This window comes from Maribacter sp. (assembly GCF_049667165.1).
Classification (GTDB): Bacteria; Bacteroidota; Bacteroidia; order Flavobacteriales; family Flavobacteriaceae; genus Maribacter_A.
On sequence record NZ_JBATHS010000067.1, the window covers coordinates 23,232 to 38,038 of the forward strand.

At 43.9% G+C, this 14,807-nt stretch carries 7 protein-coding genes; 3 read left to right on the top strand and 4 right to left on the bottom strand.

Translation table 11 applies throughout. The annotated features are described in order from the left end of the window. Positions 1-16: 16 nt before the first annotated feature. Both WBM98_RS04055 and WBM98_RS04060 read right to left on the bottom strand, forming a co-directional pair. Positions 17-649, bottom strand: a complete 633-nt coding sequence (locus tag WBM98_RS04055) for an alpha/beta fold hydrolase (protein ID WP_424364745.1) — start codon at positions 647-649, stop codon at positions 17-19. Positions 650-858: 209 nt separating this feature from the next. Next, the gene (locus WBM98_RS04060; protein WP_424364746.1) at positions 859-9,405 is read right to left on the bottom strand and encodes a T9SS type B sorting domain-containing protein; all 8,547 of its coding nucleotides are present in this window, start codon (positions 9,403-9,405) and stop codon (positions 859-861) included. 140 nt (positions 9,406-9,545) lie between these two features. On the opposite strand from WBM98_RS04060, the gene WBM98_RS04065 reads away from it, so the two are divergent. Both WBM98_RS04065 and WBM98_RS04070 read left to right on the top strand, forming a co-directional pair. Beyond that, positions 9,546-10,667 (top strand): PQQ-dependent sugar dehydrogenase, encoded by a 1,122-nt coding sequence (locus WBM98_RS04065; RefSeq protein ID WP_424364747.1) that lies wholly within the window; start codon positions 9,546-9,548, stop codon positions 10,665-10,667. Positions 10,668-10,674: 7 nt separating this feature from the next. Beyond that, the gene (locus WBM98_RS04070; protein ID WP_424364748.1) at positions 10,675-11,073 is read left to right on the top strand and encodes a c-type cytochrome; all 399 of its coding nucleotides are present in this window, start codon (positions 10,675-10,677) and stop codon (positions 11,071-11,073) included. 5 nt (positions 11,074-11,078) lie between these two features. Here the strand turns inward: WBM98_RS04070 and murQ are convergent, their stop codons facing one another. Both murQ and WBM98_RS04080 read right to left on the bottom strand, forming a co-directional pair. Next, positions 11,079-11,891, bottom strand: a complete 813-nt coding sequence (gene murQ / locus WBM98_RS04075) for an N-acetylmuramic acid 6-phosphate etherase (RefSeq protein WP_424364749.1) — start codon at positions 11,889-11,891, stop codon at positions 11,079-11,081. Positions 11,892-11,902: 11 nt separating this feature from the next. Continuing rightward, on the bottom strand, positions 11,903-12,652 hold the full coding sequence (locus WBM98_RS04080; RefSeq protein ID WP_424364750.1) for a DeoR/GlpR family DNA-binding transcription regulator: 750 nt from the start codon (positions 12,650-12,652) through the stop codon (positions 11,903-11,905). 184 nt (positions 12,653-12,836) lie between these two features. On the opposite strand from WBM98_RS04080, the gene nagB reads away from it, so the two are divergent. Next, a complete protein-coding gene (gene nagB / locus WBM98_RS04085; RefSeq protein ID WP_424364751.1) occupies positions 12,837-14,765 on the top strand; it encodes a glucosamine-6-phosphate deaminase in 1,929 nt (642 codons plus the stop codon). The last annotated feature ends 42 nt before the right edge of the window (positions 14,766-14,807 follow it).

The following is a 14,807-nucleotide window of genomic DNA, read 5'->3' on the forward strand; positions in this document are numbered from 1 at the left end:
CGATACCGTTATGGAATCAATCGGCCTTTACTTGACGTATAAACCATTCATATAATTCTTCGGTAGTATATGCTTTTACCCAAGAATCATGACCTACCCCGGGATACCGGGTAAATTTGACCTCATGACCCAATTGGCGCAACTTATCAACCATCTTCTCAGATTCGGAAATAGGTATGGATTGGTCTTCTTCCCCATGAAATACCCAGATAGGCATATTCTTATCAATCCAGGCAGCATAGGGTAAGGGGGTCATGCCACAGACTACTGCCATAGCAGCAAATTTGTCAGGGTATTGTACGGCCATCTCCCAAGCTGCCCCGCCTCCCCTACTCAATCCCGTTAGATAAATCCGTTTTGGATCCACCTTATTATGGGCGACAATGGTATCCAATAATTGCACAACGGCCCTGGTATTCCACCATTTCTTTTTATGGGGATTCTGAGGGGCCAATATCAAAAATGGGAATTGCTTTCCTTCGGCAATCATTTTAGGTGGCCCATTCGACTTTAATGACGTCAGGGTATCTCCCGATTCCCCACCCCCGTGTAGAAATAATAGCAACGGAAAATTTTCATTTTCATTGGTCCCATAGTCTTCTGGGTAATATAAATAATACCCCAACCGTTCCACATTAATCGTCTTCATTTCACCCTCGATCAGCTGGGAGCTTTTTTGGGCCGAACATCCTTGCGATAGCAAAAGCAGCGATACTAAGAGGTTAAAGCACTTCATCATAGGAAATATACAGCATAATTTCCTTAATACCAATCTCAAAAAAATGAAAAGGAAGTTAGGTAACCCCTTGAAATAGAAAAGGCCGATAAAATCGGCCTTAACATATTCCAATTAATGTATTATCTATACAAGGTGAAATGTCCTACATAGCGGATCTTGCTCTTGTCATTGGCATTGACCACATACCAGTAATCACCAGATGGCACGGGACTACCGTCATAATTACCATCCCAATGGCCTACATTGTCGAGTATGGCCACTACCCTACCATAACGATCGTAGATCTTCACTTCAATATTGGGGAAGAAATCCCGGTTCTTTGGAGCCCATACATCATTGTTATTATCACCATCGGGGGTGAAGAAATTAGGGATTTCCAACATTCCCGTAAATTCGAACGGAACTGTTACAATGGCAACACAACCATTTTGATCTACCACCCTCACCGTGACCGTTGTACTTTCATTGGTCGTATATACATTTTCGCTACCGTAAGATTCTCCTTGGAAGAAATATTCATAGCCTCCAAAACCACCATCGGCAGTTGCTGTTAGCTCATTAGGACCTGTTTTCACGGCACTTATGGTAAGTGGATCATAACTTTCAAGGGTAAATTCTTCAAAACTGGTACAACCATTCTCGTGATAGATGTAAATGGTATGGTCCCCAGCAGGAAGATCTCCCCAAGTTGTTTGTGTATCTGCTTGGTTGACATCGTCAACATCTAGCGCGAAGAGTAACCTTGGCAATAAACTACTATCTTGCATTTCAATAGATACCGTACTATACGGAAATATACCTTCGCACCCATATTGCACCGTGGTTTCTGCGGTCAGATCAACCCCTATTTCAATAGGAATAAGCGTGTCAGTACCACATAAGTTCGCGTCTTGAACAAAAACGATATACGTTTCCCCTCCGATTAAATTCTCAAAATAGAGATTATCATTGCGTTCAAAGACCTCACTACCATCCGAATTTGGACCTACCAACATGGTCTCGTAATAAGACACCATGGTTACCGGATCAATAAATGGGGTACCTCCTGATACCGTCAACTGGGCCGTGCCATCGGCAAAACCGATACAGGTTTCGGGGGTAGTGGAAACGTTATCGATACTAACCGCATCGGGCTCTGTTACGGTGAGGATCTGTTTCTCAAAACATCCATTCTCATCCTGTATCAAGATTTCATAACTGCCGGCGGCTAGTTCCTCAAAGGTATAGGTGCCAGGGTTTGCGGGATCACTGAAGAATTCATTGAAATGGGGTTCTATGGCAAATTGAATAAGGCCAACGCCACCGCTAGTGACTTCAATCGAAATCGCTCCGTCCTCATCCCCAAAACAACTAACGGGAATGGGTGTGGCATTGAATAAAATTGGCTCTGGCCTAACGATTTCGAAAGGACCTGCAATATCGCTACATGTAACCCCACTAGTCACTGCGATGTAATAGGTTGCACCTGCATCCAATCCTTCAAAGGTTCCATAATCCTGAGGACCTCGTACGAGATTGGCGGTAGCCGCAGGACTAAAGGCATCTACAGGATCGCTATCGTACAAATAGAATAGGTTATCACCGACACCACCATTGATGAACGATTCTATCCGACCATCAAGTTCTGAGGCGCAAGAAATGTCATCCGGTTGATTGGGCAATAGCGTTATCCCTGTGGCATCTGTCATGGTTATACCATTGGAGGTGACGGCAGGACAAACATTCAAGGCGTTTTTCTTACGCACATCGAATTGATACGTAATTCCGGCTACCCCGGGGAACAATTCAGAAGTTCCGGTCATATCCGTATACAAACCAACAGGTAAACCGTTTTCAAGAGCCAAATATTCATACGTGAATAATGGATCGGGATTTTCTATGGTCAATCGTATTTCTCCGAGTCCACCACACCCAGGAACTCTGGTCTGAACCAATTTGGGGCGAACCGCTGGCGGTGGATCTACATAATAAGGTTCGGTTATAAACAAACAATCGAAACTTGAGGAAACCTCTATGGCATACCATCCTTCGCTTATAAAACCGCCACTGGCACCAATAAATGTTGGTGTGTTCTGTAACCCACTGGTAGAGGCGATATCGGTATTATCATTACTGTTCAGATATAGCAGGCGATAGTTGTAACCAGCACCGGGATATCCTCCTGTCGCTCCAGCAATAGCACTTGTGGCATCACCTGTTGAAGGATTATAGGCTTCGAGAACGGCATTATTACCACCGGGACATTGTAAGGAAAGGGGTTCCCTAATACCAGCATCTATCGGTGGTACCGGTGGCAAATTCAATTCAAAGGTATCGGTACAACCTTGAACATCCCTGATTTCCACTTGATAATCCCCACTTGGTAAATTAGGGAATATCCTAATGTTTGAGAAGGGCGCAACTTCGGTCGAATAGGTCACACCACCGTCTGAACTGACCAGTAGTCTATATTCATAAGGCGTACCATCCCATCCTCCTTGACCGATGGCTTCAATCTTGCCTGTATCATCGTTACATCCCGTATTCCCAACTTCAATGGCATCTACCTGAAGGGGACCATTAGGCGTTCTTATCGTTGCTGAATTACTATCACTGGAACAGAAAGGTATTTCATCTGAAATTACCTCTACAAAGAAATTACCTCCTGTCAATCCCGTAATTCGGGCAGGATCCCCACTAATATCCGGGAAATTGTTCGTATCAAAACTACCCGTTGCCAATACGGTCGTCTTTCCTGGGTCATTATTGCTATAAACATTGTAGGTATATGCACCTACATAATCGGTTACTTCAATAAATAGCTCCCCATCATTACCCGGATTAAAACAACTGACCGCTTTTGCCTCACTAATGACAACTGTTGGACTTATAGGTTCAACCACACTATGCACCGGCATAGGATATGTACAACCTCCTATATTATCAGTGACTTCGAAAATATAATCTCCAGTCGCCGGCAAATAAACGTCAACATAATCATTGCCAGGTGTATTCGTGACCGGTACTACTGGTGTTACCGATATTGTGGACACCGTAAAATCGGTTGTATTCTGAACCCTGATACGCACGCGCTCATCATCCCTACAATTCAAGGGGTCTACTTCGATGATCGTTGAAGTAATATCATCAGGCGGATTAATAGTAGGCAAATCAAAGGTCGCTTGACAACCATTGCCATCAATCGCGAAAACGGTTATGGTTTGGGGTGACCCATCATCGACAATCTCGAAGGTATCTGTTGATTGATAATTGGTAAAACCGGTTATGCTGTATTGATAACCACTACCTAGCGTGCCAGGATTTGATGGATCAACGGTTACTGTAATTATGGTAGAACTATAACGGTTCGCCCCATTTTCACAGGAGAATGGCGGAGCACTTGCCGTGATGATGAAATCTTCGGGATTATCAATAAAATGGATTCCCGACAGTACAGAACAACCTCGTGCGGTCAATACCTCGACTTGGTAATTCGCTTCCGACAGGTTTGAAAATGAACCTGTATTGTTACGGGTTACCTCGGTACTCGTGTCGGTATTGGTCAAAATGAACTCTATAGGTGTATCCACCATGGTCAACGGATCTAGAATAATATCCAACCCGCCATCATTTACATTGAAACAACTAATATCTCTTGGAATCTCCGCTGTTATGGCCGGAGGGACGGCTGCAATCAAATCAATGCTATCCGTTGCGGTACACAATGTTTCAGTATCGGTAACCAACACTTGGTACTGTCCCGATCCATACCCTGAAAAAACACCGGTGGTATTATCATCGATATAAGTACCAACACCATCCTGCAATTCATAATTGTAAATGGTACCACTACCACCATTGACTGTGGCCGTCAATACGCCGTCAGAAGCCAAACAAGTGGGTTCTGTGGTAAAAGAGACCGATGTTGACAAGAATTCATAAACACTGGCCGTATTTTGTCCTATACAACCATTGGCATCGATCACCTCAACAATATAATCACCAGGGGAACTTACATTAAAGGTATATTCATACACCGCTCCGTTCAACACCCCGTATTGTGAAATACCGCCCAGGGTAAATAGTGGGGTATTGACCGTATTCGGTACACTTACCGTAATATCGAAAGAAGTCGATGTTACAATACACTGATTGTCAACATTTGTGGATATAATAGGCGCCGCATCTATCGGAATTATACTGGCAATGGCAAATGAACTACAGCCACTACTATCCATAACATACACATCATAATCGCCTGCGGGACCAAAAAATGTAGTTTCGGTGCCATAATCCGTACCAACAGGAATATTACCCTGAGGCATAAAAGCATAGGTATATGGGCCTCCGTCGCCATCCCTGCCCTGTACCGTAATAGATCCGTCCGCATTACAATTGGCAGGTGTCAGGTCAAGTACATCGATAGCGGGTAAATTTTGATCAATGGTTACTGCAACCGCATCGGTACAGGTGTCCGTTATATTGGTGACAATGATCTGATAATCCCCGGCAGGGGTAAAATAATTGCCCGTATGTGGATCGGTTGTGGTTGTAACTGAAGCTTCCAAATCAATTCGTGATCCTGTCTGTTGGTCCAAGAGTTCAATCCGCAAAATGTCTCCAATCACAAATCCTGTAATCGAGTATTGGATTTCACCATTAATATTGGGGAAACATGCCGCCGGATTCGAACTTGCCGTTACTTCCAATGTAGATGGTCCTTCAATGGGTGGAATTTCCTGTTGATAAATACAGCCGGTAACCATATCCATTACTTCTACCGTATAAGCCACCCCGTATTGTATTCCATCGGCTGAATTGCTAAACGTATGATCATTTGCACCAGGTGTATTATTCAAGGGATAAAATGAAGGTTGATGTTCCAATTTAATCTCATAAGAACCAGATCCTCCACTAACGCTTACCGCATAGGTAAATGTACTATCATCACAGATAATAGGAACTGGAGGCGGAATGGGTGTAATTATCACCTCATTGGTCGTAATGGTCACAAAATCCTCATCGGTACAACCATAACGATCAATCGTGATGATCCGATAATCCCCAGGAATCAACGCTGGATCAACGATGTCTAAAGGCAACCCGGCAAGCAAAATATTGTCCCTTCTCGTAATTTGATTGCCAAAAGCATCCTCAATGACAAAACTGAAATCTGGGGTGCCATCGGTAACACTATTAATGCGTATGCCACCACTGACAACACTCGTTGAACAAACTGCCTGTATCTCGGAGGCATTCGTATCTGGTGCCAACGTGCTATCGGTCACGATATCAACGGTGCCATTATACTCACAACCCCTTGCATCACGAATCGCAATAGGATAGGTGCCTACGGCCAAGTTGGAGAAAGAGCGCTGGTCACCGAACCCTAAATTATTGAAATTGATTTCATAAGGGGGTATACCATCCGTGGCATCTGGTGTAATTACTACCCTACCGTTGGCAACATTACCGCAACTAACCGGAAATATATCTAATGTTGGAGGTAAAAGTGAAATAGGAGGCGCTAAATTCACCGGACTCGAATCCGCGGTACATCCCTCATTATCCACTACCCTAAAGACATAATCCCCAGGGATGGTCGTATCATAAATAAAATTCGTTGAAGTCAACGGCACTGCTGCTGAAAATGTAGTCCCGTTATCGGAACTAACCTCATATTGTTTTGTGCCCGCGCCAGCGGTATATCCTCCGGCAACAATGACCCGTATTTGTCCTGGGGCACCCCCACATGGTATTTCAGAAATTATATTGGTATACACTCGTAACTGCGGGCTGATGGTAACGTTGATATTGTCCCTACAGTTATTGCTATCGCGTACTTCAACCGAATAACTTCCTGGGTTTAACCCTGTAAAGGTCGGCGTCGATTGCCAAGTACCACTATTTACACGGTATTCATGACTGGCCAAGGGTGCCGTACCCGCTGTTGAGGTTACCGCTATAGTTGCCCCTGTTCCAGGCACATAACAGAAATCGGACGTAGCCGCATTAAGGGCAATCGTTGGGGCACTAAGTGGTGTAAGATCAAAATTAAACGTCGTACTACACCCTTCAGAATCGACAACATATAAGGTATAGGTGCCAGCAACAGACAAATTGCTAAAAGTTCTGCCCGATTTTGGCCCTATTGGAGGGCCAGATGGTGGTGTTAAGGTATAACTATAGGTTCCCCAACCCCCTGTAGCATTGGCGATTACCCTACCTCTATTATTGTTTGCACAGCTCATCGGGGTAACGGCACTAGTGCTTAAATCCAATGGTGCCGCCTGTTGAATATCGAAGGAAGCCGTATCAGTACAACCTGTATCGGCATCGGTCACCGTAATCGTATATGTACCGGCACCTGATGGTGGCAATACTACCTCTAAATCACTTTGAGGACCACCGGAGAAGAGTCCACTATTAATGTCCCACGTATAATTATTGGCAAAACCATCTATCAAGAACGTTCCTGAACCATCCGTGGCCCCATCACAGACCTTTAGATCACCTCCAGATTTGACCCTTGCCCGAATTGAGCTAATCTGTGCTGGAATAAATGCCTCAGTATAGGTACAATTGTTGGCATCGGTAATTTGGAATATATAAGAGGTGTTGGTGCTTAATCCAGTTATGATATTATTTGTGTTGTCTCCATCAGTGTCAAAACCAGGTGTAGGACTGATGACCTCATATCGTACAATTCCAGCATTGGCAGTGGCCGTTAATGTTACATCAGAGGTTCCGGCCGAACAATTGATATTGCTTTGAACAAAAGTCAGATCTGTTGGTGGGTCCACATCCAAAATGGTAATGGGCGTCAACTCCAAACGACATCCGCCTCCATCTTCGATCATGGGGGTATACGTACCTGTTGATAAATTCGGATACGAAGTGGTACCCGTAAAATTCAATCCGTCAATACTAAACACATAGCCACTACCAGAGCCTCCGGTAAAAGGACCTACAAAATCAATCTGGCCTCCGTTGACTCCACCACTTCCGTCACAAGAACGATCTGAAATTTTAGTGGCCGCACCTGAAATAACTCCTACACTGGAAACCGTTACATTCGGCAAGGGCATCGTACATTCAAATCCACCTTGTTGGTATCGCACTTCCAATTGGTTATAAAGCGTGCCTGTAGGGGTAGCCGGAACTGAAATATCAGGAGTGGTCTCCCATGGATCCGAACTATTGACCCGAAAGGAAAGATTGTATCCTCGGGCATCGGAAACATTGAAATAAATTTTAGCTCCCCCGTTGGAGCAGGTGCCATCCGTTCCACTAGCCGTCACCGCTGGAGGTAGAAGGGTTTCGACACTGGCTGATGCGGTTATGGTACAGTTATTACTATCGGTTATAAGAAAGTCATAGGTACCTGCACTTGTTACTGTATAGATTGTGGTACCAGTATAAGAAGGTTGCACTGGTCCTCCATTTACGGTAAAAGTATAAGGGGCAGAACCTCCGGAGGTATCGATGGTTATGTCCACATCTGAAATCACATTGGGGGCAATGGAACATCCGAAGCTACTATTTACTTCCGTTGAGGCATCAAGGGGTGTTAAGCCATTCCCAATTACAATAGGATTTCCTGAATCATCCAAACTTTCCCTAGGGGGGTCTATTCCGTTCAGGGGATCTCCTGTACATTGTTGGGTCTCAACCTGTACGGTATAGGTACCAAAACCTACCGCCGAAAAGGTATACGGATTTGTGGATACAAATGCCGTAAACTCTTGGGCAACCCCATTCTCATCCAATAAGGTGTACTTATAAGGGCCTGGCACATTATTCGCAGTCACTGTTATTGAACCGGTTTGACCATAACACTGGGCATCAACAAAGGTTACACCTATATCAAGATCCAATTGATCAATGGTTATGGCTTGATAGGGATATTCACAGGTACTTGGCGTATTTTGCAATCGGGCCTTAACAATATAGGAACCTGGGGTTAAGTTGTTGAAAATAGGACCTTGCCATGGGCCAAAACCACTGCCGTTATCAATACTGAATTCATAGGCACTAGAGAGATTCGTAATTTGGATCCTTCCAGGTACCCCACATATGAAATCTTGTTTTACAAAGGTTTGGGTAATCGTACTTTTTTTGACCTTGAAATAATAATAAGGACCCGAACCATTTGCTCGAACCCTGAATTCGGCACCAGTGTTAGAAGGAATGGTACTGGCATCAATCGTGAAATTTTGTGATGTACTGACTTGGGTATAGCACGAATTATTGGTTTCAGGACAATCCTCATTGATATCCGCACTACAAGACCCCCCTAAAACTTCCCATGCTACGGAACTAAAAGGTCCGCCGGCCAACGAAACCACTCGATCATCGGAATCACCACAAAGATTGAAACGTGCGACCGTACTTCCGTCATTTGCGCACCCTACCTCTTCATCGGCCCCCTGAATGATGGTCATGAACATAGGCATGGGCGCAGTCGCCGTTGCCGTTTTGTAGTTCTCTACAATGATCGGGGTGCTGGAAATCCCTACCGCTTCGGATATAGGTTTGGATGCTTCAGATGATATAGCTTCTTTTAGGACTTTGGATATCCCGGCCAAAACATTGGAGTCATGATTGGCGATAGCCGAAGTACAAACCGCAGAAAGCAGTACAAGCAATAAGGCATACAATATATGCCGTGGGCTTTTTGGGAGCATAGGTTAAGTCAGTTTTGGCAAGAATATCCTGTAATTGGGGATTAAGTATATTCTTTAGCGTAATTGTTTAAACTTATATTTTCTATTTATCTTTAGGCCGTAAAGCCTTTCATACTAATATTTAATTTTAACGTCAAATTATGAGAAATAGTATTATATACCTCTATTTATTCGTTGTAACGCTTAATTTTTCATGTGCTCAGGATGCTGAAAATAAAGCCAATACGCCAAATGACGTTCCTTTTTCGGCGGAGCTATTGGTCGATGGACTTCAAATTCCATGGGGGATGGCCTTTTTACCCGATGGCAGTATGCTGATCACCGAAAAAGCTGGGGCTTTGATTCATTTTAAAGATGGGGTAAAAACACCGGTGGCCAATTTGCCCGAAGTGTACACCAGGGGACAAGGAGGCTTGATGGATATATTCTTACACCCTGATTATAAGAACAACGGTTGGATCTATATTACTTATGCTTCTGAGGAGGGAAATGAGAAAGGAGGACATACGGCATTGATGCGTGCTAAATTAAAGGATAATAGCCTGTATGACAATGAGTTACTATACAAAGCAGGGCCAAATACTACGAAAGGACAACATTTTGGTTCACGCATAGCCTTTGACAATGATGGCTATCTCTATTTCTCGATCGGTGAACGTGGTGCTAGGGATGAAAATCCTCAGGACATTACCAAGGATGGCGGTAAGATCTATAGATTGAACGATGATGGAAGTATTCCAGAGGACAACCCCTTTGTAGGTCAGGAAGGTGCAAAAACGGCCATTTACAGTTATGGGCATCGAAATCCCCAAGGATTGATAAAACACCCGGAAACCGGTGAAATATGGGATCACGAGCATGGGCCAAAGGGTGGTGACGAAATCAATATTATAAAGAAAGGGGCCAATTACGGCTGGCCAGTCATTACCTATGGTATAAACTACAGTGGAACGCCAATTACCGATAAAACCGAAATGGAAGGCATGGAACAGCCCATCCACTATTGGGTACCTTCAATCGCGCCAAGTGGAATGGCTTATGTAACCTCTGATAAATACCCCGATTGGAAAGGTAGTTTGCTTGTCGGTTCCTTGTCCTTCCAATATTTAGAACGATTGGCCTTAGAGGGAACCAAAGTGGTCAACCGCGTAAAATTATTGGAGAATATGGGTAGGGTACGTGATGTACGCCAAGGACCTGATGGCTTAATTTATGTGGCTATCGAAGGAAAAGGCATCTACAGATTGGTACCGAAATCCTAATTATTCTATGAAGTATTTTTTTTCGCTCTACTTGTTGGGTGTTTTATGCGTTGGCATCCTACTTCAGGATACAGCACTGAAAGAAAGTATACAGCGCGGCAGCGAAATATATGCCGATTTCTGTATTACTTGCCATATGCCCCAAGGTGAAGGTGTTGCCTTTACCTTCCCCCCTCTGGCCCAATCAGACTATTTATTGCAAAATAGGGAAGCCAGTATTCGGGGAATAAAATACGGAAATGATGGCGAAATGATCGTTAATGGGGTTACCTACAACAATACCATGGCACCCATGGGATTGGAAGATGCGGAGGTTGCCGATGTCATGAACTACATTTTGAATTCATGGGGTAATTCTTCGATCGAAATAGTCACCATCGAGGAGGTGGAAGCAATCGGCAAATAGGCCATTTACTGCTTTTCCGCATCCAAGGCCTTCTTTACCGAACCATGTTTTTTGAGCAATAGTTCGGCTTCTTGGTAATCGATACCCAATCCTTCGACCAAGTATCTCGTGCCGCGGTCGACCAATTTGGTGTTGGTCAATTGCATATTCACCATTTTATTACCCTTTACGCGACCGATTTTTATCATCAATGCCGTAGAGATCATATTCAGGACCAATTTCTGGGAGGTACCGCTTTTCATACGCGTACTCCCTGTAACGAACTCGGGGCCAACACGTATCTCAATGGGAATATCGGCAACAACGGCCAAGGGGGAGCCCGGATTATTGGTAATACCTGCCGTGAGTAATCCGTGTGCCTTGGCTTCTTCCAGACCGCCAATGACATAGGGCGTCGTTCCTGATGCGGCAATCCCAACGATTACGTCGTTTTCGTCAACAGCATATTTTTTTAAATCTATCCAAGCTTGATGCCTATCGTCCTCCGCATTTTCAACGGCCTTTCTTATAGCGGCATCGCCACCGGCAATCAGTCCAATCACCCGATCATAGGGCATGCCGAATGTCGGGGGAATCTCAGAAGCATCCAGGATGCCAAGGCGTCCACTGGTGCCTGCCCCTATATAAAACAATCGGCCACCTTTCTCGAAACGTTCGACCAAAGCATTGACCAATTTCTTGATCTGTGGAATAACCTGGGCGACTGCACCCGCAACCTTTTGGTCCTCATTATTCATATTTTCAAGAATGGAAGATGTGTCCATCGTTTCCAAATGGTCATAACCCGATGGGGTTTCGGTAATCTTTTCGTACTTCATGGTGTTGATTGTCAAATTAGGTGGACGTTATTATTCCTAAAGAGCTTCAGTTGATCATCATCTGGCGTCAACTCGGTGATCATGGTGTTGATCGCGTTCATATCGCAGGTCTTGTACCTATGTCTTGAGTTCAATTTTTTGGATATACACAAAAGTACCGTTTTTTTTGAGGCCTGTACTATAGCCTTTTTAACCTGCACGATATCCCAATCAAACTCCGTCAATCCATAAGACGCATCGACATACCCTGTTCCTATAAAACTATAATCCACCTTTATTTCAGAAAGCGTACGTATCGGGGTGGCCCCTATGGCGATCTGTGCTTCCTTGGATATGGCGCCTCCAATGAATATGACATTCACATTGGGTTTACTGTTCAGTTCCATGGCCACGGGTAGGCTTACTGTAAAACACGTCAATTTTAACTCGACGGGGATCACTCTTGCCAATTCCATACATGTGGTACCCCCATCAATAAAAATGACACCTTCAGTTTTAAGTAATGACGCCGCCTTTTCGGCTATGCTTATTTTTTGGGATAGGGCATAAATATTGTTATTTCTGACACTACTACTGGTAAATCCCAAAGAAATGGCCCCCCCGTGTACTTTACGTAGTTTATTGTCCTGGTCCAATTCTTTGACATCCCTTCGTGCTGTATCTATCGACACATCCAAAATCTCCGCAATATCGGTTAGCAAAACCCTATTATGCAATTCAACTTGTGACAATATCGCCTGATGCCGCTCTTCTTTTAACATAAATCCTCAAAATTGATGTTGCAAAGATAACAAAAGAATTTGATTGCAATTTTATTCCGTTTTTGAATTTAAAATAAGTGTATTTCTTTGATTATTGCAAAATACAGCAAAATAAATGGCAAAAAACAGCAAAAGTATATTCTATTTAACTACATTTGTACCACTAAAAGTCAAGAACATACCTATGAGCACAATTTTGGAAAAAAAAGGAAAAAATATTGGTTACAAACCAGTAGGGCAGTTTGAGGAAACCCGTTTTGAAAAAATACACAATGTGATTTTCGAGGATTCGAACGAGGCCTCGATACGTGTCGCAGAGGAAATTGCGGATTTAATACGGAAAAAACAAGCGGTAGGGAAAACCTGTGTCCTAGGTCTTGCTACTGGTTCGTCCCCTATTAGGGTTTATGGGGAATTGGTAAGGATGCACAAGGAAGAGGGGCTGAGTTTTTCCAATGTGGTTACCTTCAATCTCGATGAATATATGCCCATGGACAAGGCCAATATGCAAAGCTACTATTACTTCATGCATGAGCATTTGTTCAACCATGTTGACATTCCGGCCAAAAACGTGAATATCCCAGATGGGAAAATAAGTCAGGAAAAAGTAGTCGAGTATTGCTTGGGTTACGAAAAGAAAATAAAGGATTATGGTGGGCTAGATTTTCAATTATTGGGAATCGGTAGAACAGGACACATTGGTTTCAATGAGCCCGGATCGCACCGTAATTCAGGAACGAGGGTAATTACCCTTGACCATATAACACGTGTAGATGCAGCTCCTTCTTTTCTAGGTATCGATAATGTACCCAGAAAGGCAATTACGATGGGAATCGCAACCGTTCGCAGTGCAAAGCGAATCGTGCTTTTAGGATGGGGACATAATAAGGCCGAAATCATTAAAGAAACGGTGGAAGGCAATATAACCTCGCAAGTACCGGCCACCTACCTTCAAGAACACGATAATGTGACTTTTGTACTTGATACTGGTGCGGGAAGCGAATTGACACGAAATAAGACCCCTTGGTTGGTAGGCTCCTGTGAATGGACCGATGAACTTACCTCAAAGGCCATAGTCTGGTTATGTGGAAAAACGGGGAAATCTATTTTAAGTTTAACCGATAAGGACTATAATGACAATGGCATGTCGGATTTATTGTCCCTAGTGGATTCTTATGATTTGAATATAAAAATGTTCAACAAACTTCAGCATACAATTACAGGTTGGCCCGGTGGCAAACCCAATGCGGATGACACCAGCAGGCCAGAACGTGCCGAGCCTGCAAGAAAACGAGTGATTATTTTCAGTCCACACCCCGATGATGATGTCATCTCCATGGGAGGCACCTTCGATCGTTTGGTCGAGCAGGGGCACGACGTACACGTTGCTTACCAAACTTCAGGTAACATTGCAGTTTCCGATAAAGAGGCATTGAAATTCGCCGAAATTTCAAATACGATAGTGCCTTCTGAGGAGGCGCAAAAAATAATCGATGGCATCTTGGGCAAAGAGGAGAACACCTTCGATTCCTTGGAGGTAAGAAAACTGAAAGGAGCGATTCGTAGAGGTGAGTCCTATGCTGCAACACGATATCTAGGCTTGCAGGATGCTAACGTACATTTCTTGGACCTGCCTTTTTATGAAACAGGAACCATCAAGAAAAAGAGCCTAAGTGAAGCAGACATTGCGATTATGGTTGACTTGATCAATGAGATAAAACCGCATCAAATCTATGCCGCAGGGGATTTAGCCGACCCCCATGGTACTCATAAAGTTTGTCTGGACGCAGTTTTCGAGGCGATGAAAAGACTTAAAGAGGAACCTTTCATGAAAGATTGCTGGCTGTGGCTCTATAGAGGGGCTTGGCATGAATGGGACATCAATGATATTGAAATGGCCGTACCCATGAGCCCAAGCCAAGTGTTGAAAAAACGCTATGCCATTTTCTGCCACCAATCCCAGAAAGATGGGGTTATGTTCCAAGGAGACGATTCCCGGGAATTCTGGATGCGTGTTGAGGAACGAAATAGGGGCACCGCAGAACGGTACAAAGCCCTAGGACTGGCGCACTATGCCGCCATGGAAGCTTTTGTTCGATACAAATTTGATTAACTCCTTCGTTTAATAAACTTTAAAAGGCCTATTTTAGTATAA

Bases quoted from the DNA above. Each gene is read 5' to 3' on its own strand.
- WBM98_RS04055 (WP_424364745.1), bottom strand. From the start codon at position 649: ATGAAGACGATTAATGTGGAACGGTTGGGGTATTATTTATATTACCCA.
- WBM98_RS04060 (WP_424364746.1), bottom strand. From the start codon at position 9,405: ATGCTCCCAAAAAGCCCACGGCATATATTGTATGCCTTATTGCTTGTA.
- WBM98_RS04065 (WP_424364747.1), top strand. From the start codon at position 9,546: ATGAGAAATAGTATTATATACCTCTATTTATTCGTTGTAACGCTTAAT.
- WBM98_RS04070 (WP_424364748.1), top strand. From the start codon at position 10,675: ATGAAGTATTTTTTTTCGCTCTACTTGTTGGGTGTTTTATGCGTTGGC.
- murQ (WP_424364749.1), bottom strand. From the start codon at position 11,891: ATGAAGTACGAAAAGATTACCGAAACCCCATCGGGTTATGACCATTTG.
- WBM98_RS04080 (WP_424364750.1), bottom strand. From the start codon at position 12,652: ATGTTAAAAGAAGAGCGGCATCAGGCGATATTGTCACAAGTTGAATTG.
- nagB (WP_424364751.1), top strand. From the start codon at position 12,837: ATGAGCACAATTTTGGAAAAAAAAGGAAAAAATATTGGTTACAAACCA.